The 24624-nt window shown below is 45.4% G+C and carries 23 protein-coding genes; 10 read left to right on the top strand and 13 right to left on the bottom strand.

What is annotated here, in order from left to right; genetic code table 11:
- Positions 1-136 precede the first annotated feature (136 nt).
- Positions 137-694: a GNAT family N-acetyltransferase gene (locus KAI37_RS25615; RefSeq protein ID WP_220031533.1), complete on the top strand. Its 558-nt coding sequence runs from the start codon at positions 137-139 to the stop codon at positions 692-694.
- A 48-nt stretch (positions 695-742) separates the two neighbouring features.
- Here the strand turns inward: KAI37_RS25615 and KAI37_RS25610 are convergent, their stop codons facing one another.
- Positions 743-1618: a GNAT family N-acetyltransferase gene (locus tag KAI37_RS25610; protein ID WP_220030489.1), complete on the bottom strand. Its 876-nt coding sequence runs from the start codon at positions 1616-1618 to the stop codon at positions 743-745.
- Between the two features lie 173 nt (positions 1619-1791).
- Between KAI37_RS25610 and KAI37_RS25605 the strand changes: the two genes are divergently transcribed.
- Positions 1792-3744 (top strand): BglG family transcription antiterminator, encoded by a 1953-nt coding sequence (locus tag KAI37_RS25605; protein WP_220030488.1) that lies wholly within the window; start codon positions 1792-1794, stop codon positions 3742-3744.
- 169 nt (positions 3745-3913) lie between these two features.
- Complete coding sequence (locus KAI37_RS25600; protein ID WP_220030487.1) at positions 3914-5920, top strand: PTS fructose transporter subunit IIABC; 2007 nt, start codon at positions 3914-3916, stop codon at positions 5918-5920.
- 87 nt (positions 5921-6007) lie between these two features.
- On the opposite strand, the gene KAI37_RS25595 is transcribed toward KAI37_RS25600, so the two are convergent.
- Positions 6008-6907, bottom strand: coding sequence for a DMT family transporter (locus KAI37_RS25595; protein ID WP_220030486.1), 900 nt, complete (start codon positions 6905-6907; stop codon positions 6008-6010).
- A 107-nt stretch (positions 6908-7014) separates the two neighbouring features.
- Between KAI37_RS25595 and pdxR the strand changes: the two genes are divergently transcribed.
- Complete coding sequence (gene pdxR, locus KAI37_RS25590; RefSeq protein WP_220030485.1) at positions 7015-8388, top strand: MocR-like pyridoxine biosynthesis transcription factor PdxR; 1374 nt, start codon at positions 7015-7017, stop codon at positions 8386-8388.
- 106 nt (positions 8389-8494) lie between these two features.
- On the opposite strand, the gene KAI37_RS25585 is transcribed toward pdxR, so the two are convergent.
- Positions 8495-9409: a phosphatidate cytidylyltransferase gene (locus tag KAI37_RS25585; RefSeq protein WP_220030484.1), complete on the bottom strand. Its 915-nt coding sequence runs from the start codon at positions 9407-9409 to the stop codon at positions 8495-8497.
- A gap of 95 nt (positions 9410-9504) precedes the next feature.
- Here KAI37_RS25585 and KAI37_RS25580 point away from each other — a divergent pair, with 95 nt between their 5' ends.
- Complete coding sequence (locus KAI37_RS25580; RefSeq protein WP_220030483.1) at positions 9505-10047, top strand: hypothetical protein; 543 nt, start codon at positions 9505-9507, stop codon at positions 10045-10047.
- 17 nt (positions 10048-10064) lie between these two features.
- On the opposite strand, the gene KAI37_RS25575 is transcribed toward KAI37_RS25580, so the two are convergent.
- Positions 10065-10955 (bottom strand): diacylglycerol/lipid kinase family protein, encoded by an 891-nt coding sequence (locus tag KAI37_RS25575; RefSeq protein WP_220030482.1) that lies wholly within the window; start codon positions 10953-10955, stop codon positions 10065-10067.
- Between the two features lie 140 nt (positions 10956-11095).
- Between KAI37_RS25575 and KAI37_RS25570 the strand changes: the two genes are divergently transcribed.
- Together KAI37_RS25570 and KAI37_RS25565 are read left to right on the top strand one after the other, a co-directional pair.
- Positions 11096-11962, top strand: a complete 867-nt coding sequence (locus KAI37_RS25570; RefSeq protein WP_220030481.1) for an SDR family oxidoreductase — start codon at positions 11096-11098, stop codon at positions 11960-11962.
- Between the two features lie 261 nt (positions 11963-12223).
- On the top strand, positions 12224-12562 hold the full coding sequence (locus KAI37_RS25565) for a zinc ribbon domain-containing protein YjdM (RefSeq protein WP_220030480.1): 339 nt from the start codon (positions 12224-12226) through the stop codon (positions 12560-12562).
- 41 nt (positions 12563-12603) lie between these two features.
- Here KAI37_RS25565 and KAI37_RS25560 read toward each other — a convergent pair whose 3' ends face one another.
- Positions 12604-13359, bottom strand: a complete 756-nt coding sequence (locus tag KAI37_RS25560; protein ID WP_025719198.1) for an AIM24 family protein — start codon at positions 13357-13359, stop codon at positions 12604-12606.
- Positions 13360-13610: 251 nt separating this feature from the next.
- Here KAI37_RS25560 and KAI37_RS25555 point away from each other — a divergent pair, with 251 nt between their 5' ends.
- Positions 13611-14663 carry an LLM class flavin-dependent oxidoreductase gene (locus tag KAI37_RS25555; RefSeq protein ID WP_220030479.1) on the top strand — a complete coding sequence of 351 codons (1053 nt, stop codon included), beginning with the start codon at positions 13611-13613 and terminating at the stop codon, positions 14661-14663.
- A gap of 103 nt (positions 14664-14766) precedes the next feature.
- On the opposite strand, the gene KAI37_RS25550 is transcribed toward KAI37_RS25555, so the two are convergent.
- From KAI37_RS25550 to KAI37_RS25530, 5 genes are all read right to left on the bottom strand, one after another.
- Positions 14767-15276 carry a DUF1036 domain-containing protein gene (locus KAI37_RS25550; RefSeq protein WP_220031532.1) on the bottom strand — a complete coding sequence of 170 codons (510 nt, stop codon included), beginning with the start codon at positions 15274-15276 and terminating at the stop codon, positions 14767-14769.
- A gap of 80 nt (positions 15277-15356) precedes the next feature.
- Entirely contained in the window at positions 15357-16865 is a 1509-nt protein-coding gene (locus KAI37_RS25545; protein ID WP_220030478.1) for an aminotransferase class V-fold PLP-dependent enzyme, read from the bottom strand.
- Between the two features lie 134 nt (positions 16866-16999).
- Complete coding sequence (locus KAI37_RS25540) at positions 17000-17476, bottom strand: DsrE/DsrF/DrsH-like family protein (RefSeq protein ID WP_023991039.1); 477 nt, start codon at positions 17474-17476, stop codon at positions 17000-17002.
- A gap of 125 nt (positions 17477-17601) precedes the next feature.
- Positions 17602-18417, bottom strand: a complete 816-nt coding sequence (locus KAI37_RS25535) for an NAD(P)H-binding protein (RefSeq protein WP_220030477.1) — start codon at positions 18415-18417, stop codon at positions 17602-17604.
- A gap of 67 nt (positions 18418-18484) precedes the next feature.
- Positions 18485-18931, bottom strand: coding sequence for a MarR family winged helix-turn-helix transcriptional regulator (locus KAI37_RS25530; protein WP_220030476.1), 447 nt, complete (start codon positions 18929-18931; stop codon positions 18485-18487).
- A 232-nt stretch (positions 18932-19163) separates the two neighbouring features.
- Here KAI37_RS25530 and KAI37_RS25525 point away from each other — a divergent pair, with 232 nt between their 5' ends.
- Complete coding sequence (locus tag KAI37_RS25525) at positions 19164-20126, top strand: radical SAM protein (protein ID WP_103047134.1); 963 nt, start codon at positions 19164-19166, stop codon at positions 20124-20126.
- A 162-nt stretch (positions 20127-20288) separates the two neighbouring features.
- A complete protein-coding gene (locus KAI37_RS25520; RefSeq protein WP_068939209.1) occupies positions 20289-21263 on the top strand; it encodes an aldo/keto reductase family protein in 975 nt (324 codons plus the stop codon).
- 84 nt (positions 21264-21347) lie between these two features.
- On the opposite strand, the gene KAI37_RS25515 is transcribed toward KAI37_RS25520, so the two are convergent.
- From KAI37_RS25515 to KAI37_RS25505, 3 genes are all read right to left on the bottom strand, one after another.
- Positions 21348-21803, bottom strand: coding sequence for a hypothetical protein (locus KAI37_RS25515; RefSeq protein WP_256703247.1), 456 nt, complete (start codon positions 21801-21803; stop codon positions 21348-21350).
- Between the two features lie 127 nt (positions 21804-21930).
- A complete protein-coding gene (locus KAI37_RS25510; protein WP_076292839.1) occupies positions 21931-23871 on the bottom strand; it encodes an ABC transporter permease in 1941 nt (646 codons plus the stop codon).
- A complete protein-coding gene (locus KAI37_RS25505; RefSeq protein WP_220030475.1) occupies positions 23861-24622 on the bottom strand; it encodes an ABC transporter ATP-binding protein in 762 nt (253 codons plus the stop codon). Before KAI37_RS25505 ends, KAI37_RS25510 begins: the two co-directional genes overlap by 11 nt.
- Between the last annotated feature and the right edge of the window lie 2 nt (positions 24623-24624).

Below are 24624 nucleotides of genomic sequence, written 5' to 3'. Positions count from 1 at the left end.
AAACAAAGAAATTATTATAAATATCCCTTCCTCTCACTTAGTCTATAATTGGAAGAAGAAAGTAACGATAGACTCGGGAGGCATAGGTATGCAAGAAAATCTGGCAAAAGTGAATAAGACGGCAAGAGGTGAGAATGTGAAAGGTGAGTTTCCGGTTATAACGACCGAACGTCTCGTATTACGAAAAATGGTAGCGACGGACAGCAAGGACATGTTGGAATACTTTTCAGATGAGCAGGTTATGAAGTTTTATGGACTGAGCCCGTTTGAGTCTGAACAGGATGCACTGGATGAGATCAGTTGGTATGATCAAATTTTTGAGACAGATCAGGGAACCCGCTGGGCTCTTCAAACCAATGAAGGTAAAATCATCGGTTCTTGCGGATTTCATAACTGGGATCAACGTCATCACCGGGCAGAAATAGGCTATGAATTATCCAGAGCCTATTGGGGCCAAGGGTTAATGTCGGAGGTACTTGCAGCTGTAATCGATTATGGGTTTAATGCCCTCTCATTGAACCGCATTCAGGCGCTAGTAGAGCCAGAGAATGCACAATCCTTGCGTTTGCTTGAAAAAGCGGGCTTTCGGCAAGAAGGGCTCCTCTCCCAATATGAATTTACGTCCGGGAAATATGATGATCTTTACATGTGCGCCTTAGTCAAATCAGAGTATATCAATCGTTCTCAGAAATGATAGATGTAGGTGGATCAAGCGGGGGAGCATGGATAGGAAGAAGGTTGATCATTGTACAACATGATCAACCTTCAGCGGCATACACATTTCATATTGCTCAATGGGGTCTTTCGAGAGACCTATTTTTTGGATAAAGGATTCAAGAGAGTCATTGTCGGACAGACAAATGTACACCTTCTCAATCTTTTGGATCTCTGCTGCTCTATGAAGGAGGGCGCGTCCTAATCCTTGGTTGCGATGCTTAGGATCGACCCAAAGAAAGTTGATTTTACCCTGAGCACTCATGCTCACCATGCCGAGACACGTTTGATTCACTTCGTAGATGCCGAGAAAAGCTTCCTGTGTACTGGTGGCGTAATAAGGTGTGTCACTTTGCCAATGGATGTGGCAGTTGGTGAGGGTCTTACGAAAAGCTGCGACGTCATCAAATGTAACTTCCTTAAGAATATACGAAGATGAGAGGGTAGCGGGTGGTGCGGAGGGCAGAGTGCCGTTGTAGTATTTCAGCGTATAGCGTGGCTGATAGCCTTGCTTTTCATATAATTTGACGGCCCGATGATTATCCTTGATGACTTCGAGCCATAGCTGCTGGCAGCCTGCGGAGATGGCTGTTTGTTTGTGTAATTCCAGCAACTTGTTGCTAATCCCCTGACCACGGTAAGCCGGAGCGACGCATAGTGTACCGCAACGCATAGTCTTGTACCCGTCGAACTGCCGGACACCGCCGAGAATTAAGCCGATCGGTTGATTCTCATCCATGGCAAGGAAAGAGTGATTCCGTGTATTACCCTCAGGACCAAAAAAACGTGCTGCGAAATCGTCCTGAACCGCGGTCAGCCGAATGGAATAATCCGAGAACCCAAGCGAAAATGCTTGAAAAATGTGTTCCATGCTGACATCATTGCATCTCATATAGGTGATCACTGTTATTCCTCCTGAAAATCCAGTATATTTGGATTGTCTTATTATACACACCTTATGTTGTTGTAAGGTTACAATTAGTATCGCCTAGCTATACTTAAAGTCAACACAAAACCAGCAAAAATATAGCTTGAAATGCCCTGGACATTCTTTATTTTGGAAGATGGGAGAATGGAATGAATAAAAGGCAAATGGAAATTTTACGCATGTTGTTAACTGAACCGGACCGGTTGTGGTTAGCGCAGGATCTGGCGGATCTGACCGACTGCTCTGAAAAGACGATCCGCAACGATCTGAAAGTAATTGAAGATTATATCGTTAAACATTCTGATGCCAATCTGGTGAGAAGGCCGGGACGCGGCATTTATCTGGAGATGGGTAAAGCGGATCAGAATGAATTGTTCCATCGACTGTATGCGGATGAGAGTACAGCCCAACACGAGTCCGATGAGGAAAGGGTGCTGCATCTCGCCTATCGGCTCTTGATGAATGCCAAGCCTGTGACCATCCAGGATCTAGCTTCACAGTATTATGTGAACAAGACGGTGATCCGTAGAGATATGGAAAAGATTGATGGCTGGCTGCACAGTTTTGACCTGGCCTTGATTACCAAGCAGCGCGTAGGCTTGACCATTCAAGGCTCTGAGAAAAATAAGCGAATCGCATTGGCGCGGATGAACCAGCTGGTTGACAGTCCTGAGTTAACGGGACAGATGATGCGCAAACAGTTTGAATCGCACGAGATTACAACCATAAATTATGAATTAAAAGCATTTCAAAAACGCCATGAGCTCAGCTTTACTGACGAAGCTTTCGAAGCTCTAATGCTGCATATCCTTTTAATGGTCAAACGAACCAAGATGGGACAACCCATTTCTCTCTCCAAGCAGGACATTGCCTTTTTGCAGGAGAGACGCGAATTTACATGGGCTACATCTTTTTTGCAGCAGTTGCAAAAGTTGTTTGCCGTGCCTTTTTCCAAGGAAGAGACGGCGTATTTAACTCTGCATCTGCTTAGTGGGAAGTTCCGTTACCAGCAGGAGGAAAGAAGGGGAAAACAAGGCGAGCTGGCAGATAGTCACCCGCTTTTGCCTGAGTTGATTGAGCAGTTAGTCCGGCGGATGTCCGAGCTGAATATGATTGCCTTTTCCAAGGACAAGATGTTGCTGAAAGGCTTGAATGTCCATTTATATACGACCCTGAACCGTCTTCAATATGGGTTGACCGTGTCCAATCCTATGCTGGCCGAGATCAAGAAGATGTACCCCTACATGTTCGACCGGGTTATTATTACGCTGGAAGAGGTGGGGAAATGGATCCGGCTATCCTTCCCCGAGGAGGAAGCGGCGTATTTAACGCTGCATTTTCAGGCTTCTGTGGAGCGATTGCACCAGAGAGAGAGTCATCCCCAAAGAGCCATCATCGTGTGTCACATGGGCATCGGTATGTCCCAACTGCTGCGCACCAAGGTGGAACGTAAATTTCCGGCTGTACATGTGGAGACAACCCTTTCCAAAGCAGAAGTCGAGGATTATCTGGCAGCCCAGGAGGTGGATCTCGTCATTACCACTGTAGATCTCCCAGAGATGAACGTTCCGCACATTCTCGTCTCTCCCTTACTGGATGCCAAGGACGAGCGTCGGCTGGAGCAAGTGATTCGACGACTGGATGAGCCGGAACATAGGGCGGCAGAAGAATCTGTATTTTTTAAATATACAACACCTTTTTTGGTCTTTCCCCAGCAGGAAGTGCAGCATCCGGAACAATTGATCTCCAAGCTGGCGCAAATACTGGAGGACAAAGGATATGTGGAGCCCGGTTATGTGGATAGCGTACTGGCGCGAGAAAAAATGTCGGCTACGACGATTGGGGGAGGCATAGCCATCCCGCATGGCGGTTCTGAATGGATAAGGCAGTCCTCCATTGTAATCGCTACCTTGAAGCAGCCGCTTACCTGGGGAACCGAGAAAGTAGAGCTTGTGTTCCTGCTTGCGGTTAAACAGGATGGGCGGGAAGAGATGCGTCAGTTATTCAAGGAATTGTCCCTGATCAGTGAGCAACCTGCTTTGGTTCATGCCTTATCTAAGGAGACCGATGCAATGAGACTATTAGGGAAAATGAAGGGATAAACTAAAATCAAAAGCTGTGTTCTGGAGCAGGACTTATAGATAAGTCCTGTTTTTTGTCGGTATAATTCCGTTTTTCTGAAAGTTCCGGTAAAAAGTTCGTCCGATAACAGCAAGATAGGCGTTTATACTATCAATGTAAGCGGAAACACCAGAGAGAAGGGGAATGACTATGAAGATATTGGCGATTACCTCATGTCCTAACGGAATTGCACATACGTATATGGCAGCTGAGAATCTGCAAAAGGCAGCAGCGAAGCTGGGCATCGAGATGAAGGTCGAGACACAAGGCTCCATTGGAGTCGAAAATCAACTGACCGAGCAGGAGATCCGTGAGGCAGATGGCATTATTATTGCAGCGGATAAGACGGTAGTTAAAGACCGCTTCGTCGGTAAGAAACTGCTGGTCGTTGGCGTACAGGATGGTATTCGCCGTCCGGAAGAATTGATCCAGCGGGTGATGAAAGGCAATGTACCTGTGTACCAAGCAGAGTCACGTTCTGCCGAAGCTAGCTCACAGGAGAACAAACCGAAACAAAATCCCATCTACCGCCATCTGATGAACGGTGTATCCTATATGGTACCCTTCATCGTCATTGGGGGATTGCTCATTGCCATTGCGTTGACGATTGGCGGTGAGAAGACACCAGGCGGTCTGGTTATACCGGACGGTTCATTCTGGAAGACGGTTCAGGATATCGGCTCGGCTTCGTTTACCTTTATGATACCGATCCTCGCCGGATTTATCGCGATGAGCATTGCGGATAGACCGGGGCTTGCACCGGGTATGATTGGCGGATTCATTGCTGCGAACGGCAGCTTTTATGGAAGTGAGGCGGGGGCTGGATTTATCGGCGGGATTATCGCTGGTTTCCTGGCGGGTTATGTTGCACTTGGGATTCGAAAAATTAAAGTTGGCCGAGCATTACAGCCGATCATGCCTATTATAATTATCCCTGTATTGGCATCGTTAATTGTAGGATTAATCTTTGTCTTTGTGATTGGTGCTCCAGTCGCACAATTGTTTGAAGCTTTAACAGGTTGGCTTGCAGGTATGCAAGGTACAAGTTCAATTCTACTGGCATTGATTCTAGGTGCGATGATCTCCTTTGATATGGGCGGCCCTGTGAACAAAGTCGCTTTCTTATTCGGTTCGGCTATGATCGGCGAAGGGAATTATGAAATTATGGGCCCAATCGCCGTTGCGATTTGTATCCCGCCAATTGGGATGGGACTTGCAGCGATGATCAACAAACGTAAATTTGCACCTGAAGAACGCGAGGCTGGGAAGGCAACATTCACGATGGGGTTGTTCGGTATTACCGAAGGTGCAATTCCATTCGCGGCGCAAGATCCACTACGTGTTATTCCCAGTATCATGGTAGGGTCCATGGTCGGCTCTGTCATCGCCATGTTGGGAAATGTAGGTGATAAGGTAGCTCACGGTGGACCGATTGTAGCTGTACTTGGTGCAGTGGACCATGTGCTTATGTTCTTCATTGCCGTTATTGTGGGCGTAGCTGTATCGGTTGTCCTGATAAGCTTGCTGAAAAAAGATATTGCAGCAACTGTAACTCCGGATGTTGCTGGGGAAGCGATGCCTGGACATTCTACCACAGGAGCTGGACAATCTGCGATTACTACAACGGCCGCTGCGGAGTCATCTGCATCAACAACTGTCACAAATAACGGGCCAGTCGTGTCTTCGCAAGCCATTCACATTGAGAAACTGACGGATATTGTAACGATGGATCTGATTAATTTGGATCTGGAAGGAACGACACGAGATGCTGTGGTTGATGAAATGATCGGAGCACTTGAGAGAACTGGAGCCGTAAGCTCTGCCAGTGATTTCAAACAGGCGATATTAGCCAGAGAGGAAGAAGGCTCCACAGGCATTGGAATGAATATTGCCATTCCTCACGGCAAATCGAAAGCTGTCCTGAAGCCAAGCGTGGTCTTCGGCATCAAGCAGGATGGTGTTGACTGGAATAGTGCAGACGGAAGTGAAGCAAAACTGATCTTCATGATTGCCGTACCGCGCAACAGCAAGGAAAATGCGCATCTGAAAGTGCTGCAAATGTTATCACGTAAGCTGATGGACGATCATTTCCGAGAGGCGCTTCTAGTAGCTGCAACGAAGGAAGAAGCATACCAATTGCTGGATCAGGTGCATTAATTCAATGTGCTAAGAACTTGAATCAAAGAAGAGAGGCTCCCGAAGTTACAGCCGGGAGCCTCTTTTTTGAGAAGGTCTTTGCGTGCGTCAGCGGCGTTCACCGCGTGACATGAGCATGATGCCCAGAAACACAAAGCCTGCACCAGCTAGATGAGCAAATGAGAAGGATTCACGGAGGATGATATAGGACAGCGGTAGTGTGCTGACGGGAATACAACCCGTGTATACAGCTGCTGTACTAGCCGGTACTCTTGATACACCCCGAAACCATAATACGTAGCCTAATGCGGTGACAAAGATACCATAATATAAGACTAGCCCAATCTCCCCTACACCAACGTGGTTAAAGTTGAACTGTTGGGCCTCCACAAAGGAACAAGCCAGGAACATGAAGAATGAAAAGAGTGTTATATACATGGTTCCGAGCAGGGAAGAGACTTGGCTGGATAGCTTCTTGCGTAACACTGTCAGTGCCGCTTCTCCGAACACAGCAGACAGAACAAGCAGCAGGCCAATGAACGAGGTTGCGCTAGGAGCATTGAACCAGAGCGCCGATATGTGAGGTACTTGCAGTGCCAAAACACCGAGCAGCGAACAGGCAATCCCTAGTCCGGAACGGAGCGCAATCTTTTCTCTCAGCAGCACATACGAAAGAAGTGCAACGATAGCTGGGGTTAAGCTAGTTAAAATTCCGCTTTCGGAAGCAGAGGCGTAGGTCAGCCCGTACAGCATTAGGACACGGAAGAGAAACATGCCGACCAGTGCTTGAATGAACAGGATTAAGGCATCCCGTTTGCTGATCCTTAGTGAATACTTCTTGATGAATACAATGGGTACCAAGAACAGAAGGGCAACAGCCAGACTGGCAGATTGCGATAAAAAAACAGGTAGCTGCATCACGACCAGTTTACCGACTACCACAGAACTGCCGACAATGGAGGTTGCGATCACTAATTCCATGTAAGTCGAAAAGGTTGGTTTGTTCATTTCATCTCACCTCTTGTACAGATATTGATATATACTGTAGCAATAGAAACTGGGCACTTGTAGATCCAGATGAAGAGGTTTTTGACAGTACCGCTTGGGGGGCAGCTATGTGGTTATCTATCGATAAGAATGTGACAGTTCCGATGCTGCGTCAGGTATATCAAGCAATACGGGACCGTATTTTAGCTGGAGAACTGAATGCAGGGTATAAACTTCCTTCGACTCGGGTGCTGGCCTTACAGTTGAACGTTTCTCGGAATGTTATCCTCGAAGCTTATGAAATGCTGCTAGCCGAAGGCTTAGCCATTGCGCGCTCGGGTTCAGGTACCTATGTAGCCGAAGGGGCCGTCCTTCCAGGTTATGTATCCACACCGCCTATCGAGGCGTCTGCGTCTGCAGTGGAATCTGCATATTCAAATGAGATGTCGGTAATTTCTTTCCGAACAGGCCTTCCTGCATTGGAATTATTTCCGCGCAAATCATGGGCTGACTTGCTTCAGTGCGTATGCAAAGAGGCTCCTGATCTGGCACTAGGTTATGGCGATCCTGCTGGAGAGCCTGAGTTACGCAGGGAGCTGGCCGACTATTTGGTTCACACCAGAGGAGTGAAAGCCAGCCCGGAACATATTGTAATCACTAGCGGAGCAGTACAAGCGATTCAGCTTGTCACCCGTCTGTTACTGTCAGCTGGAGACGAAGCCCTGGTAGAGGAACCGACAAATGAAGATTTAAAAAGCATTCTGGCGGCCACAGGAGCCACATTGCGGAGCATGCCTGTTGATGATTCGGGAGTTATAACAGCCGATCTGCCGCAAAAGAGACACCCCAAACTGGCATATCTGACACCCTCGCACCAGTTCCCGCTGGGAGGTATCTTGCCGATCCAAAGGCGGATCGAGCTTATTCAGTATGCAGCCCGGACAGGATGTCTTCTGCTCGAAGATGATTATGACAGTGAGTTCCGGTATGACGGGGCGCCTGTCCACTCCTTGCAGAGTCTGGACCCAGAACGGGTGCTATATGTCGGGACGTTTAGCAAAATATTGTTCCCCGCGCTGCGGATCGGCTATATTGTTCTTCCCCCGTCACGAGTCGCTGATTTTATCCGTTTAAAGCAACTGGCGGATTACCAGACAGCGAGCCTGGAACAAATTGTGTTGAGTCGGTATATCAGGAAGCGACTCCTTCATAAGCATGTACATAAGATGAAAAAAGTGTACGCCAAGCGTCGTCAGGTCCTGCTTGATAGCCTGGAACAGCATTTTACAGGGCAATACCGGGTATGTGGCCGATCGGCTGGTTTACATTTGGTAGCAGAGTTTCAGTTCCCACTCCGAGAGAATCTGCTAGAACATCTCCGTAGCAAAAATGTATTTGCGGCACAGCTCGAAGGAAACCGACTGCTAATGGGCTACGGGCATCTAAAGGAAAATGAAATTCGTGAAGGGGTTAGCAGGATTAGGAATGCCCTGCAACGGTAGTACACGCAAAAGCAGCCTATCCTTGGGTGAGGATAGGCTGCTTTTTTCACAACAAGATATCGTGTTCCATGATCACTATTCATACGAGGTTTGAGCCATGTAATCGCTACATAAAGTCAAAAAAATAACGGATTACGTGAAAAAAGACGGGCGAGGTGTAGGTCAAGCTATCCACCCGACTTAAGTAGCTTTTTTTCAAAGCATCGAACTTATCATCATCGCCGATTAATAAATCCCGCTTCAGCACGGAAACCGTTAAGCTGCCGAAGAAACCGCTCAAGCTGATCAGCATGCCGAAAATAATTCCAAATTTCAGGTCAAACGGCGTCAGATAGGGATAGATAAGATAGGAAGCCGCTATGGTTACGGGAAAAGCGAATGCGAAGCCTTCCCAAGTTATATTGGGATTGGATGTCGGGACGATTTTCCGCTTTCCGAAATAGAGTGATGCTAGATAGTGTACGACATCATTGAGCTGTGTCAGTACCACTAGAAAAAGTACAAGTTTCGCTCCGTATTGCGGCGTAGCAAACTGAAAATAGGCCAGATGACTCAACCCGAAAACCATCAGCATGAGTCCCCATTGGGTCGAGCTGACACTGCGCAAAAAACCAACCGTTCCTTTGTTGATCAATCGCGGGAGCGGTAGCAGCAAGAATACATAGATAGGGATAAAGACAATAAACATTCCGTACCACCCGATATAAATCCAATAAAATTGTACGGGAATCGCTAAGTACGCCCATAGAAACAATCTGCGATCAGCTTTTCTGGATCTAATCATGGAAAAGTATTCTTTTAGCGCAAAAAAGGTGAGTGCCATCAAGGAAAGCAGTGAAACGATCGGATTGAAAAGAGTTGCCAAGCAAAAGATAAAGAACATACCCCACCATGTCTTGATACGAAGCCCAATCGCTGCATAGTCTTTATCAAGCTGTGTTTTGACTACTACTATGTAAATCAGATAGATGACCAATAAGGCTGTAAAAATAAGGATTAACGTTAATAGCGAACTGTCCATTACCACTCACCAACTTATCGCGAAATAGGATTCCATTAAGGTTCCTATGTTATTATGAAGGAATAATTCAAACTTGATAAGGGGAAATTTCGTAAATGGTAGCAGATCCATCCGTCTTTATCTTGCTTACGAATACGGGAACGTTTCTTACGAGAGTCATTAAAAGCTATACGAGAGCGCCATACAATCACGCCTCCATTTCCTTCAACCGGGAACTTTCGGAGTTATACAGCTTCGGGAGAAAGACCCCTAATAACCCTCTGGATGGTGGTTTCGTGAAAGAGGATATTAAGACAGGTACATACAGCAGATTTCCGAATACAACATGTGTTATCTACGAGCTTCAAGTAACCGACCGTGAAGTTGAAAAAATGAAGCGAGTTTTACATGTATTTATCCGAAGTCGTCAAAAATATATGTATAACTTACTGGGTTTGATTGGTATTGCACTCAAAGAGCCAGTCGAGTTCAGCAATTCTTATTTTTGTTCGCAATTCGTCGCAGAAATTTTACAGCGATCTGGCATAAAAATATGGAACAAGCTGCCCGCTCTTGTTACGCCAGACGATTTTCGTCAAAGTGATCGATTCCATTTGGTCTACGAGGGGAAATTGAGCGAGTATGATCCTCAAGCTTGAGGACCAGCACCCATTACTTAAACCTCTTCCGGCACAATTACCTCAATATGACGTGGTAAAATACCAAGCTCGATAGGCAAAGACGGCCCTTCCTCACCATCTACATTCGTACTGACCGTTTCTGCAGAGCTGACACTTACATGCTTTGCGGTAAAGTAAACGATATCACTATGATCCTTCAGGTTGCCTAAAAATAAGGATATGCTGGCCGTCACGGTGTTCAATATATTGAGGTTTTTGAAAATAAAGCAGTGAAGCAGACCATCGTCAACAGCCGCATCGGGCGCCAGTTTCTCGAATCCGCCAACTGAGTTGGTTAAAGTAGCCAAAAAGAGCGGGGATTTCCCTTCCCAGGTTTTGTCATCGTAGTTGACGATAAGTGAGTGGGCAGGATGGCTGATAAGCTCTTTCATGCCTTCTTTGAGGTAGGCAAACGTGCCAAACATGGATTTATCGTCTGATGATACAGCTGATAGCGATTCAGCAAGCGAACCTGTGGCAACCACATTGGCAAACATCCGGCCGTTTAAGAGACCCATATCTACGTTTTTCACGCGGGTAGAAGTCAGTGTACGGATCGCCAGCTCAGGACTTAGCGGAATTTGCAAGGCACGGGCAAAATCATTGACTGTCCCAAGGGGGATGACACCCAGTCTTGGACGGTGGTCTTGATCAATGAAACCGTTGATGGTTTCGTGAAGTGTGCCATCCCCGCCGATGGAAACGACTAGGTCACAAGCTTCCTCGCACGCATTGACGCAAAAACGAGTGGCGTCCAGTTCCTTTGCCGTCTCTTTAACCGTAACAGCGTATCCTTGATCACGTAGAATCTCATCTACGCTTCTGACATGTTGGAGGGATTCCTCTTTGCCGGAAGAGGGATTTACAATAAGCATAGCTTTCTTCATATACATGTTCCTTTCTCTGGGGAAGGTTTGGGTTACCAACTCTCTTACCCGAAAAGCAGACCTTTAGACTCTAGATTAGACATGTGTTATATTTTTAGTTACTATATAAAAGTAAATACAATTTGAGTGGAGGATTTCATATGAAAATTGCATTAACAGGAGCAACGGGGCAACTGGGTTCCATCGTGGTAGATACGTTACTTACATCTGTCTCCGCAAACGATCTTATTGTTAGCGTAAGAAATCCAGAAAAAGCAGAGAACTTACGGTCCCGTGGTGTTGACGTTCGTCATGGCGATTTTGATAAACCGGAGACGCTGGATCAAGCGTTTGCTGGAGTAGATCGACTGCTGATTATATCCGCAGATGGGGATAATGATACTAGAATCCGTCAGCATAAAGCGGCTGTTGATGCTGCCGTGCGTGCTGGAGTAGGCTTCATCGTGTATACTAGCGCTGCCAATGCCGCTGACAGCACTCTATTCCTTGCACCCGTACATCGTATCACGGAAGAGTTCATTCGAGAGTCAGGTATTCCTTACTCCTTCTTGCGTAATAATTGGTATCTGGAGAATGAGGCAGGCACGATCCAATCCGTACTCGCGGGGGCTCCTTGGCTAACCTCGGCAGGGTCCGGTAAAGTAGGTTGGGCTACCCGCGCAGATTATGCGCAAGCAGCTGCAAATGTTTTGTCTGGCGAAGGGCATGAGAATACAATATACGAACTCTCCGGTAAGCCGATTACCCAAGAAGAGTTTGCAGCGGTACTGGCTGAGGTTCTGGGCAAAGACGTTCCTGTACAGCAGGTGGATGATGCTACGTATGCCGAGGTTATGCTCGGTGCGGGAGTCCCGGAAGGTGCAATCCCTATTGTGGTCGGTATTCAACAAGCGATTCGTGAAGGAGCCTTGGATGTCGTAAGCAACGATTTCGAGAAGCTGTTGAAACGCCCCCTTACGCCGCTTAGTCAAGGAATTAGTGAACTGATCAAGCAAACCCAAGCATAATAAACGTGCCATAAAAAAGGATGCTGCCTAGGAAGGCAGCATTCGTTTTAGTTGCATGTTCACCTTTGGGCATTTTCAGTAGACAGAACGCTTACATATAAGATACAACAATACTCAGATTAGTTTCATCAATGAGTGGAATCGTGACGGATTATCCAATATACTTGTAGGGAACTCCAAGGAAGACTTGGAGCAGGCTTGGTCTATCAAGGAAGCTTAGCATAGCAGTAGAATTTGAAAATGAATGGAGTACATAATACCATGTCTAATTTACCAAATTGTCCTGAATGTAATTCAGAGTACACTTATGAGGATCGCAGTCTTTTCATTTGCCCGGAATGCGCTCATGAGTGGTCTACCGAGTCAGAAGCAAGCAGTGAAGACGTAATGGTTGTTAAAGATGCGAATGGTAACATCCTGCAGGATGGTGACTCTGTAACGGTCATTAAAGACCTTAAAGTGAAGGGAAGCTCATCCGTCTTGAAAATCGGCACCAAAGTAAAAAACATCCGTCTGGTGGATGGCGATCACGATATTGACTGCAAAATTGATGGTTTTGGAGCAATGAAGCTAAAATCGGAGTTTGTAAAAAAGAATTAAAATGTAAGAAAGGAGAAGCCGAGGGCTTCTCCTTTTTTTATTTACAATGGTGCTAACCATACGGTTCCTGTTCCCCTGTATACATTCACCAGCCCTTCGCCGGAAGCAGCCGAGCCCATTTTGGTTTTCCCGGATTTTTCGACGGTGAACTGTAAGGTATTGGACCACATGAGGGCAAAGTTACCATCCACCTTCAGCACATCATTTTGCAATTCTATAACCACCGCTTCCTCGGAAGGGATTGGCGCCTGAAGTGCCAGAACTCCTTTTCCGCGGGCGCTTAAATTAAATAAACCTTCTCCACCCAGTGCGGCAGAGGAAAGATTACTACGTGCAACGACGGAAATGTCCAGCGTCGTGTCACAAGCTAAAAACAAGCCGTCTTCGATGGCAATATCATCATTATCGACATCAATAAGCCAAATATATTGGTAGGTAGGCTCCAGCATGATGGTACCCGTGCCTCTATAGTGTGGTTTAATGGCGCCTGTTCCCGTTACAGCACCGGACACCAAGTTTCGCATCAAGCCTCCAACGCCTTTTACACCGGTAGTCATTTCCATGCTACCCACAGTATATTGCATGGCCCCCGCCTTCATCATAATCTCACTATTGTTGATTTCGATCATGAGCTGTTTGCGGCGCATGTTACTTTTACTCATATAGTAATTGTCTTTCGCAGCCATAACCGAGGTAGAACTCAAATCTGTTATGTATTCTAGTACCGTAAACCCACCTAATTGGTCAGTGATGGCAACATTGCTGTTATCCTTTAAATTATTAATGACAAAAGCCATAAATGTATGTGCCTCCTTGTTGTATTCATGTTGTGGGGATGGGAATCTTCTTTATTCCATAAAATATTCGACAAAGAGACTTCTTTTCCTGCGGTGAATCTTGACACTTCCCTTGGCTGGTTTTCAGACTCAAAAAAGGAGAGCTTGAAAAAGATGCAAAAAAGGTTCAATATAAAGATATCGGTTTTTAAAATGATTGGCTTCGAAAGCAGTCGTATGAGAATGAGGCATGAAAATAGGGGGTAGAACAAGTGGAGATAGGTATAAGCACATTTGTAGAAACAACGCCGGATACCCAAACGGGTGAGGTTATCAGTCACGCACAACGTATACGTGAAGTGGTCGAGGAGATTGTGCTTGCAGATCAGGTAGGGCTGGATGTGTACGGCGTGGGGGAGCATCATCGTAAAGATTATGCGGCATCTGCTCCGGCCGTTATCCTCGCTGCTGCTGCAGCACAGACCCAACGAATTCGGTTAACCAGTGCAGTTACGGTGCTTTCATCGGATGATCCCGTACGTGTGTTTCAAGATTTTGCTACACTGGACGGTATTTCGAATGGACGAGCTGAGATTATGGCAGGCCGGGGCTCTTTTATCGAATCGTTCCCGTTATTTGGGTATGATTTGGATAACTACGATGAGTTATTCGATGAAAAGCTGGAGCTGTTATTGAAAATCCGAGATTCCGAGAAAGTCACCTGGAAAGGCGGACATCGGCCTGCAATTCACAATTTGGGCGTGTATCCGCGTCCAGTTCAAAATCCGTTGCCTGTGTGGATTGGGAGTGGGGGCAATCAGGAATCTGTGGTTCGTGCAGGCTTGCTCGGTTTGCCGTTGGTTCTGGCGATTATTGGGGGTAGCCCTGTACAGTTTGCTCCGTTGGTAGAACTGTATAAAAAAGCCGCTAGGCATGCTGGTCATGATGCATCGCTACTTCCGGTTGCATCACACTCGCATGGTTTTATCGCAGAGACTACTGAGATGGCAGCGGATAAGTTCTTCCCTTCCACTCAGCAGAGCATGAATGTGCTTGGGCGTGAACGTGGTTGGGGCCCTTACACTCGTTCCAGCTTCGATGCCGCACGCAGCTTTGAAGGAGCGTTGTATGTAGGCGATTCCGGCACGGTTGCCAAGAAAATTATTCATCTGCGTAAACAGGTAGGCATTACACGTTTTCTGTTGCACGTACCCGTCGGTACGATGCCGCATGATGATGTCATGAGAGCTATTGAGCTATTGGGAACAGAGGTAGCACCACGGGTTCGTGAAGAGATATCCAAGTGGGAATCTGAGAGTAAATAAGCGGGTTACCTCATAGATAAAAGAGAAAGGAGCAGGCCATGGGGGTGAGGTCGCTCCTTTTTTGGGTTCTAAAAAACTATATGCGAGCTGATCAGATCATTTTTTATTTGGTCCGTTTTTTATGCGTGATGCGTTTCTGTAATTGAGGCTTCCCTTGTTTTAGTCTCTTAGGTTTTGCAGGAACTCTGCGCAAAATAGGTTTCTCTTGGGTTGCTTTGGAAGGCAATGTCATGCGGAATGTGGATGATGCAGGTTTTCTTTGACTGCTGCTCGTTACAAAGTTGATGGTGTAGTCCAAGACGAACGGACTAACTGCGATTCTCCGCAGTCCCACGCTTCTACAAGTGGTACAGCCTGTATCCCAGCACCAATTGAAGGCATTCTCAGGAACTTGAGTGAAGTATGTCCCCCTCCATTCGCGTCCAAAATCATCTTCGGCGTAATAAAAGAATGTATTACCTCCTGCGAAGCCGCTCCAAACCTGAATAGTCTGTCCAGGGTTAACACGGTACCAGCCTGCTTTAGAATAGTTAACAGGACTACAGCTGAAGTCCGGGTAGGCAAAGACTACAAAGATAGCCGCATTAGTACTGTTGCGAAAATTGAGACCCATTGTCGTCACTTCTTTCCTCATATAGTAATTTACAGTGTATCCTATGAGAGTTTTGAAAGAAGGGAACGGACATGAGTCTCTTAATCGCTGAAATTGAACCATTTGCTGATGTCTATTTTGTGATGTTCATTCATAGATCGCCATTCGTTTGATTCTGGTTGATAGGTATAATCTTTTTGCCAGGTCATGATGTTTTCCACGATTGCCCGTATGGAAGAGGCGATATAGGAGACTTCCTGATTCGTCATCATGGGATGGAGCGACAGACGCACCCAGCCCGGTTTTCGAGATAAGTCTCCCGCATGGATCAGGTCTGTCATTTGTTTAGATGTTTGCTGGTCGATGCCCAGCAAATAATGTCCGTAGGGGCCTGCACAAGAGCAGCCGCCCCGGACCTGAATGCCAAACCGATCATTCAATAGTTTTACAATCAGGTTATAGTGAATATGGCCGACAACGAAAGAAACGATTCCCATTCGTTCTTGGCTACTCCCTCCTAAAATGTGTAGGTCTGGTATGGTACTCAAGCTCTTTAGTAATAATGATGTCAGTTCCTTTTTGCGCTCCAACAGGCGCTTCTGTCCCATTTGTTCCTTCAGCCGAATGCAGAGCGCCGTTCGAACGGCCTGTAGAAAGGCAGGCGTCCCTCCATCCTCACGGGCTTCAGTATTATCTTTATACTCGTATCCACCCCAAGGATTGGTCCAGCTAACTGTGCCCCCTCCTGGCTGATCCGGAGCACAATTGAGGCACAGCCTCGAATCCATAATTAAAACGCCGCTTGTACCGGGACCCCCAAGAAATTTGTGGGGGGAAAATACAATCCCGTCCAGTTTCTCAAGGGGATCTGTGCGGTGCATGTTGATCTCGGCATAAGGTGCGCTTGCCGAGAAATCAACAAAACAAACGCCACCATGTTCGTGCATTTTGCGGGCTAGCTGGTAAATCGGCACTTCGAACCCTGTAACATTGGAGCAGGCGGTAAAGGCGCCGATTTTGATAGGGCGATGCCGGAATTGAAGCAGCAGTCGTTCGAGATGAGTTGGATCGACAATCCCGCCGGGACCCGGAGGAAGACAGACAACGTCACCAATGGTTTCTGCCCAGGAAATATGATTGGAATGATGCTCCATGTGTGTAACGAAAATAACGGGACGTTCTTTTTCGGCGATGGGGTAGAGGGGCTTTAATTTTTCATGTATTTTCAATCCTAACAATCGCTGAAGCTTATTCACTGCACCTGTCATACCTGACCCGGCGAACAGGATGATATCGTGCTCATTGGCATGAACGTGGCTCTTAATGATTTGTTTCGCTTCTTCATAGGCTTGGGTCATCAGAGTTCCTGTCAAATTAGACTCCGTATGCGTGTTCGCCACAAAAGGGCCTAATTCATTAGCTATTTTCGACTCGATGGGTCCATACAGACGGCCGCTGGCTGCCCAATCCGCATAAATCAGCTTTTTTTGCCCATATGGAGATTCAAAGGTCTGGCGATATCCGATTGTACTTTCACGATACCTTTGGAAATAAGCCTCGTTAGAAGGCTGATATCTACAATTACTGCTTCCAATTCGAGCCATGAGCATACGGCGCCTCCCAAGTCGTTCTGTCTTCTTAGGGTACGTAGGTAGGCCCGAATAGGTTAAAAAAAATAGGCGAGTGTCATCATTTAGTCACAATAAAAGCCTCATCCAACAGCCGGATAAGGCGCAAGTCTATCTTATATAAACAACTGCATATCGGATTCGAGCGCATCTTTTAGATACGTTTTGGCCTCGATAATTTCCAGTTCAGGTATAAATTCTTCCGGTTTAAAACCCATAATGTCGACCGATAGCTTACAGGCATAAAATTTTACATTTTTCTTCCGCGCTCCTTTCAGGAAATGAATGAGCTTCGGGGCTTCATTATCTTCGATCATTTCCGTCAGCATCAGCTTGCCAAGACCGCTAAAATTCATTTTGGATAACGGCAACTCTTCGGGTCCTTTTGGAGTCATCCAGCCCATGATTTTTTCATAAATCGTCTTGTCCTCAAACGTCATCTTGTCAGGATCACGAACCAGAAATAGTCCCCAGAACGCAAAAAACATCGTCACGTCCACGTCCAATTCCCGCGCTGTATTTGCCAGAATCAGTCCAGCCATTGCCTTATCATAATCGCCGCTGAACATAAGCAGATTCATCCTTTTATCCACAATTCCCGCCTCCATTACCAACAGATATATTCAGTATGGATTTGGGAATGAGAAGTATGCCCAGTTCACATATCGCTCACAATTTATGAAGTGGATGTTGGCAAGAAAATTTTTAGCGTTGCTTTTCATGTGGAGATAAAGGGGCGGATGCTTTCTTTTAGTGAAGTGAGCGGACCACCGATCAACTGTTCCAAATCATCCGACGTGGAGCGCGTATCTATTTTGCCCAAAAACCCAAATATCCAATTTTTGATTTGGGGTTCATGACGGAGGGAGATGGATTTGCCTGTAAGCTCGGTCAAAGCTGCTGTCAAATCTGAAAAGGTCCAGGGACTGGAGGAGACGAATTCATATTTCTTATTCTTATGGCGGTCTGGACCGGATAGCACTGCTGCGATCCCTCTGGCAAGATCCCAACGCGTGACGGTGTTAAATTCCCACTCCCCAGGGTAAATATCGAGTGCGCCCTTCGCTATGGCGGTGTTCAGGTCAAGAGTTTTGACAAAATCGGTATATAATGCATTCCGTAGAAAAGTGTAAGGAATTCCGGTGGTACAAATGGCGTGTTCTGTAGCCAAATGCAGATGCGAGAGGGGGATAGAGCTAGCTTCAGAAAAGGCAAAGCTGGTGTATAAAATGTGTTTTACTTCACATTTTTTAGCTGCTTCTATGATATGGGTATGTTGACGAATACGTATCGTATCGTCGGGATGTGAACTTGAAATCAATAACAGTTGGGAAGCACCCGCGAATGCTTGCTCAAGCCAATTGGGTTGATCGTAGTCACCCAATCGTACTGTAATTCCCTGTGCCTCATAGTGTTTTCCGGTTTCAAGGTGGCGAACACAAGCGGTAATGTCATGAGGTGAGACTTTTTGAAGGAGCTGTTGTATGATTAGGCTCCCCAATTGACCATTGGCTCCAGTGATAACGATCGACATGGAATATCATCCTTTTTATACAAATGGGATTTTAGTTTAGGACTTAACCAATTGAGTAGAAAAACCGTTACGCCCTCTTTAATTTGTTGAGCAGGGAAAGGAGCTGCTTCAATTCCTGATCATTCAACACTTGCATTTTTTCCGCAATCCTCTGCCGGTTTTCGGGTAAATTACGCAACAGGAGGCTTTGCCCTTCGTTTGTTATAGAAATTACCGATTTTCTGCCGTCCATGGGATGGCCTTCCCGGCGAATGAACCCTTCGTTTTCGAGCGGGGTGAGCAGCAGGCTAATATTTGATTTGGTGACACCGATCCTTTGGGCGAGCACAGATGGCAGAATTGTACCTCCTTCCTTCATGATTTCAACCAGAATTCGAATTCTGGCTCCATTGGTTCCCTTCGAATGCCAGTATTTTTCTGAGACATCAACTAATCCGGCTGTCGTTTCCACCAGTGAAAAGAAAACCAGTGAATGCAGCGGCAAATCAAGTACGTAATTCTGTAGGTTTTTCAAACGATCACCACCATAAATGTAGTTAAGGGCTTAACTAATATGAATTTACTAAAGTTCGGCATTACTTGTCAAATTAATTTTTCAGCGCTGATAGGAGGATTCCAAGGCCGTTACCGCTATGGTATCTGTTTGGCCCCACCGTTACCAATGTCATATCTACAAACCGCTCCTATTCTGTATAATCTCAAGGGAATTCAAGACATAAGCCTGAGATCGGGAGGATCATGAGAAAGTGAGTATAGACAACAAATATAAAGCACTTGAACTGGAAACGCCGGGCATCTACGAGCTGGAGGGACTGGAAGTCGGGGTCACCTCTAATTGCAACTTCAAGTGTGATTACTGCTGCGCGTATCAGCGGAACGATGGGCAATGTATTAGCAGCAAAGAGGTCATTGATATTATTGATGATATTCCAACGTTAAAACGTGTGCGACTGTCCGGGGGAGAAGTGACCTTGAAGTATGAGGATTGTCTGGACATTGTGGCTCACTGTTCAAGCAAGGGCATCGCTACCCAGCTCAATACCAATGCCAGCTTGCTCAGCCCTGAACGAATTGAGAAACTACGTGATGCAGGACTTTCCAACATTCATATCTCTTTCAACTTCACGGATGCCGATAAATATGCAACCTATTATCATGTTCATCCTCGCATGTATGAGAAAATCGTTCAAAATATCCGGTTATGTACCGAAGCCAAGCTGGAAACGGTGCTGGAGACGTTGCTGTTTGCGGAGACACAGAACAACATGCCAGCTATTAGCGAAAAGGTATATGAACTCGGTGTGCGCATTCATGAAATCCAAAACAGCATTGTGATGGATCATACGAACTGGAATGCTATTTCCACCAAGGAAGCGCTCGTCCGTTCCGTTCATGACCTGATTGCACATAAAAAAGATGATACTGTGTTGTATTTCACCTGTATGGACCGTTTTGCAGAAGCGCTGGGCTTCAAGGAACAGCCGGGTGTTTATTTTTCCAACTGTGTTGATGGTAAAAAACAGCTCCATCTTCACGGGAACGGGGACATCCTGATCTGTGAGCTATGCCATCCTGTGGTCATCGGCAATATTTATAATGGAACATCCTTAAAGGATATTTACAAAAATAAACCGAAGCAGCTTCAGGAGTTTCTCGACAAACTGCCTTGTCCTGCATATGATGCGCTCTTTCCTGTAGGAAGCAAGTAAATATGATTTGAGATTGTGAGGCTATAAGCATCTACCACCCTAACAGTCAGGGTGGTAGATATCCTTCATATAACTCCATGAGTCCGTTATCAATGATTTTAATGAAAGGGTTTACATGTTAAAATATAAAAATATGATCTTCTTATGAAAGAAGGAGTAGATATGAAATATAGAAATGTAGGCAACAGTGGTCTTAAAATTAGTGAAATCGGTCTGGGGAGCTGGTTAACGTACGGTACAGCTGCCGAGCAGGAAGCAGCTCATACCTGTATTGCCAAAGCCTTTGAACTCGGGATTAATTTCTTTGATACCGCGAACGCGTATAACCGGGGAGAAGGCGAGAAGGCTATGGGAGCTGCCTTGAAGCCTTATCGAAGAGAGAGCTATGTGTTATCTACCAAGGTGTACTTCCCTATGGATTCTGGTCCCAATGACAGGGGACTGTCACGCAAGCACATTATGGAGCAATGTGAAGCGAGTCTGAAGCGTCTTGGCACGGATTATATCGACATGTACTTCTGTCATCGTTATGATTCGGACACTCCTTTGGAGGAGACGCTGCGAGCGCTCGATGACCTTCAGGCTCAGGGTAAGATTCTATACGCTGCTGTCAGTGAATGGAGTGCTGCCCAGCTCACGGATGCCTATGGGATTGGAAAAAGGCTGAATCTGCGGCCGTTGATTGCGAATCAGCCGATTTATAATATGTTCGAGCGTTATATCGAACATGAGGTACTTCCCGTATCCGGGCAGGTAGGTATCGGTCAGATTGTATTTTCGCCTCTGGCTCAAGGTATTCTCACGGGTAAATACAAGCCTGGCCAACCTTTACCGACGGGCAGCCGCGGAGCTGATGCCTCTGTCAATAATGTCATCAGCAGTTACATGAACGATACCGTTCTAAACTGTGTTCAGGATCTGGATAAGCTGGCGAAGGATTTGGGTATCACCCTGTCACAGCTCGCGCTTGCCTGGATTCTGAGAGAACCGGGTATCAGCGCTGCGCTCATTGGGGCCACTAAACCGGCACAAATCGAAGAAAATGTAAAAGCAGTCGAAGTGACGCTGCAACCGGAGACATGCGCGGAAATTGAGCGGATTCTCAAGCAAGCAGAGGGTTTTGAACCTTTGCGTTAAGCATTCACATGAGCCTCTGTAGAGAGGAACCATTAATAAAAAAGTCTCGCTCTTCCTGTGCGTAACAGAGAAGGGCGAGACTTTTTAACTTGCTTCAAGCATGGCATAAATACCTGAAACCACACTAAATACAATCCCGCTTACTAAAACAAGGATTTGCTTCTTACTGAGATCCAGCGGATCAAAAAAGATAGGCAACAGCCATTTTAGGCTGATGACAGCCCATAAGCCCTCCAGTACCCCTAGCAGCAACACCTTTTGTCCCCAGTGAAACTTCATTTGCGGTGTTAGCGGACCTTCAAGAAACAGGTCACCTGAAGTGTGGAGATTCCAAGAAACAATAACTACGAATATAAGGAGAGTTAATAGAGTTGACATAATATAGGTGATATCTTTTTTAGCCTCTTTCGTGAGTTTCGGCGATCTTTTAAACTCAGGCAAGCCAATCAGGAAAAAGACGATTCCTACGATAATAGCCACGCCTACAGAGGAACCGAGTATGATATTGGCTACGATGCCGATGCCATTGATGATTAACAATAAAATAAGCTCTCCCCCTTTGGGGTAACGATGATAGTTATTTTATTGTACACATAGGAACGAAAATGCTCAAATATTTGGAAAAGCCCCAGCGCTTTCGCCTGGGGCTTTTTTTGCTTTTTGCCGATTACAATGCGGATTTAATGACCTTTTTATAATACAGGATGGATAGTATCCCGAAAATGGAATATAAGGCGGTGTACAGCACCATAACGATGATCATAGGCATCCAAATTTCGGTTCCAAATAGGAACCAGCCGGATTGGACGGCGAAATAGCTATGCGAAAGGCCAATCACTAATGGGATGCCGAAGTTAAAGAGTTGTTTTATTTTAATGCCTTTAAGCAGGTCGCTCTGTGTGAACCCTAACTTTCTTAACACGGTGTAATTGGCCTTTTCGTCTTCGCTCTCATCCATTTGCTTAAAGTAAAGGATGCAGCCTGATGTAATGAGAAAGGTCAATCCTAAAAAGCCAACTACAAACATGATCACTCCCATGTTCCGCTTCTGATTGCTGCTCATTTCAAGGCGTGATGTTTGTTGATCATTAAAATTCGCAGCTGTAAAGAGACGATTGGCTTCTTCCATTTGTTCTGCATTTATCATATCAATTCCGATATATAAGGATGACTTTTTTTGAATCCGAGGATTTGCATCCTTCTTTAACCGTTCAAAGATAGTTTCGTCTACAATGACAGTGGGTAGTCCCCCGGCTGTAAAATAGTAGGGAATCACGTACTCCTTTTTTAGACCCACATATTGTTGGTGTATGACTTCCTTATTTCCCTTCAAATCCAATGGACCTGAGTTTTTCAAGGACATGAATTTCTGTAACATATCATTATAGCCCGTTAAAACCGTTTGGCCTGGAGATACATCCGTACCCTCCACAGATAGGTCGCTTACGACAGGCAGCGTCATGGAATCCGTACCATCATTTAATTGCTCCATAGGAGTCTCCATAAATTGCGCTGTCTTCACACTGACTTGAATCACTTCAATTTTCTTTTCACGATACTTTATGTCATGCTCCTGAAGTAACGTTGTGAATTTCTCAGCATCCGGTACATTCGTCATGGCAAAATGGGAAGGTACATTGTCCTCAGCTGCTTGATCCGCAGAATAATAGGCGATATAGCTTAAGGAAAGTAAACCCATGGCAAGTGCTGATACAGTTGTAATAATGGTCAGCAATAAAGCATTGGATTTCATGCGGAACATAATGGACGAGAGAGACAGCACCTCATTAATGTTCAAATAGCCGCCTTTACTTTTTCTAATAATATTTGAAATAAAGCGGATAGATCCTTTATAAAAAAGGAGTGTTCCGATGATGACAGAGCCCAGGATAAACACCATAGCCATAAATAACTCATTCATGGATGTAAAGTCTCCACCAAACAATTTGGAAGAAACATAGTATCCTAAAGCGATGAATGAAACTCCAATGATCCCGATGATCATCTCATAGATAGATATTTTCTTGATTTTCCCTTCAGTGGTTGAGATTACTCTGAACAAAGACAAAATACTCTGTCTTTTGATAAATGAATAATTCATGAGCATAATCAATAGGTAGATGATACCAAAAACGATGAGTGTTTGAATCAGAGCTTGGTTAGAGAAATATAGAGTGGCAATGGCTTCGATGCCCGTCGTCTTAAATAAAATCATGATCACTAATTTGGAAAAGGAAAATCCAACCCCAATTCCGATGAATAGTGAACTGAAGTATAGAATTAAGTTTTCAGCACTCAGGATGCGGAAAATTTTATTTTTAGTCATTCCGATCAATTGAAATAGGCCAATTTCTTTGCTGCGTCTTTTTATAAAGATATTATTAGCATACAAAAGGAAGATGCAGACAATGGCGACCAGTAAAACGGAAGCTGCCCGTATGGAAGCTGCACCTTTAACAGAACCCTTCACTTCGTCCATGGAGGGATCGTATTGTAATGTGACAAAAGCGAAATAGAGCGCAACACTAAAAATGAGAGCAAAAACATACAGGTAATAATTTTTCAGGTTTTTTTTCAAATTCTTTAGAATGAGCAGATTAATGTTCATATTGGACCCCGCCTAAGACCCCTTGGGTTTTCATGATGTCCTGGAAGAAGCTTTGTCTTTCCTGCCCGCCTTTGTGAAGCTGCGTATACATTTGCCCATCTTTAATAAAAATGACTCGACTGCAATGACTGGCTGCGACAGGATCATGCGTGACCATAATAATGGTTGCCTTGCGTTTTTGGTTTAATTGGCCCAGCTTATTTAGTAAATCGGAAGCCGATTTGGAATCCAGCGCCCCCGTTGGTTCATCGGCAAAAATAATACTGGGCTCATGAATAAACGCTCTGGCCGCAGATGTACGTTGCTTCTGTCCACCCGAGATTTCATTGGGGTATTTGTCCTTGAGCTCGTAAATTCCCAGTTCTGTAGCTACTTCCTGAAATTTTTGGTTGGCTTCTTTTTTAGGCGTTTTGGTGATGGATAAGGGTAAGAGAATGTTCTCCTTCACAGTTAGCGTATCCAGCAGATTATATTCTTGAAAAATAAAACCTAAATGCTGTTTGCGAAATTCAGCCAGTTGCTTTTCTTTCATTTTCGTCATTTCGATATCATTGATTTTAATGGAGCCTTGGCTCACCTTATCAATAGAGGAAAGAACATTCAGCAGTGTGGTTTTACCTGAACCGGAGGCTCCCATAATACTGACAAATTCCCCTTCTTCAATAAGGATATCTATTCCCTTCAAAACCTCCTGCATATTTAACTTATTACCGTAGCTTTTATGAATTTTATGGGCTTCTAAAATATTCACTT

Origin of the sequence: Paenibacillus sp. S25, from assembly GCF_019454085.1 — a bacterium.
Lineage (GTDB): Bacteria > Bacillota > Bacilli > Paenibacillales > Paenibacillaceae > Paenibacillus > Paenibacillus polymyxa_B.
The sequence above is the reverse complement of the archived record's forward strand: the minus strand, read 5'-3'. Positions and strand labels throughout refer to the sequence as shown.

What these genes read in the sequence shown, in the direction of transcription:
- pdxR (WP_220030485.1), top strand. Translation starts at nt 7,015, where the DNA reads ATGTGGTTATCTATCGATAAGAATGTGACAGTTCCGATGCTGCGTCAG.
- KAI37_RS25585 (WP_220030484.1), bottom strand. Translation starts at nt 9,409, where the DNA reads ATGGACAGTTCGCTATTAACGTTAATCCTTATTTTTACAGCCTTATTG.
- KAI37_RS25550 (WP_220031532.1), bottom strand. Translation starts at nt 15,276, where the DNA reads ATGGGTCTCAATTTTCGCAACAGTACTAATGCGGCTATCTTTGTAGTC.
- KAI37_RS25580 (WP_220030483.1), top strand. Translation starts at nt 9,505, where the DNA reads ATGGTAGCAGATCCATCCGTCTTTATCTTGCTTACGAATACGGGAACG.
- KAI37_RS25595 (WP_220030486.1), bottom strand. Translation starts at nt 6,907, where the DNA reads ATGAACAAACCAACCTTTTCGACTTACATGGAATTAGTGATCGCAACC.
- KAI37_RS25560 (WP_025719198.1), bottom strand. Translation starts at nt 13,359, where the DNA reads ATGGCTTTTGTCATTAATAATTTAAAGGATAACAGCAATGTTGCCATC.
- KAI37_RS25600 (WP_220030487.1), top strand. Translation starts at nt 3,914, where the DNA reads ATGAAGATATTGGCGATTACCTCATGTCCTAACGGAATTGCACATACG.
- KAI37_RS25510 (WP_076292839.1), bottom strand. Translation starts at nt 23,871, where the DNA reads ATGAACATTAATCTGCTCATTCTAAAGAATTTGAAAAAAAACCTGAAA.
- KAI37_RS25575 (WP_220030482.1), bottom strand. Translation starts at nt 10,955, where the DNA reads ATGAAGAAAGCTATGCTTATTGTAAATCCCTCTTCCGGCAAAGAGGAA.
- KAI37_RS25570 (WP_220030481.1), top strand. Translation starts at nt 11,096, where the DNA reads ATGAAAATTGCATTAACAGGAGCAACGGGGCAACTGGGTTCCATCGTG.
- KAI37_RS25545 (WP_220030478.1), bottom strand. Translation starts at nt 16,865, where the DNA reads ATGCTCATGGCTCGAATTGGAAGCAGTAATTGTAGATATCAGCCTTCT.
- KAI37_RS25535 (WP_220030477.1), bottom strand. Translation starts at nt 18,417, where the DNA reads ATGTCGATCGTTATCACTGGAGCCAATGGTCAATTGGGGAGCCTAATC.
- KAI37_RS25520 (WP_068939209.1), top strand. Translation starts at nt 20,289, where the DNA reads ATGAAATATAGAAATGTAGGCAACAGTGGTCTTAAAATTAGTGAAATC.
- KAI37_RS25605 (WP_220030488.1), top strand. Translation starts at nt 1,792, where the DNA reads ATGAATAAAAGGCAAATGGAAATTTTACGCATGTTGTTAACTGAACCG.
- KAI37_RS25565 (WP_220030480.1), top strand. Translation starts at nt 12,224, where the DNA reads ATGTCTAATTTACCAAATTGTCCTGAATGTAATTCAGAGTACACTTAT.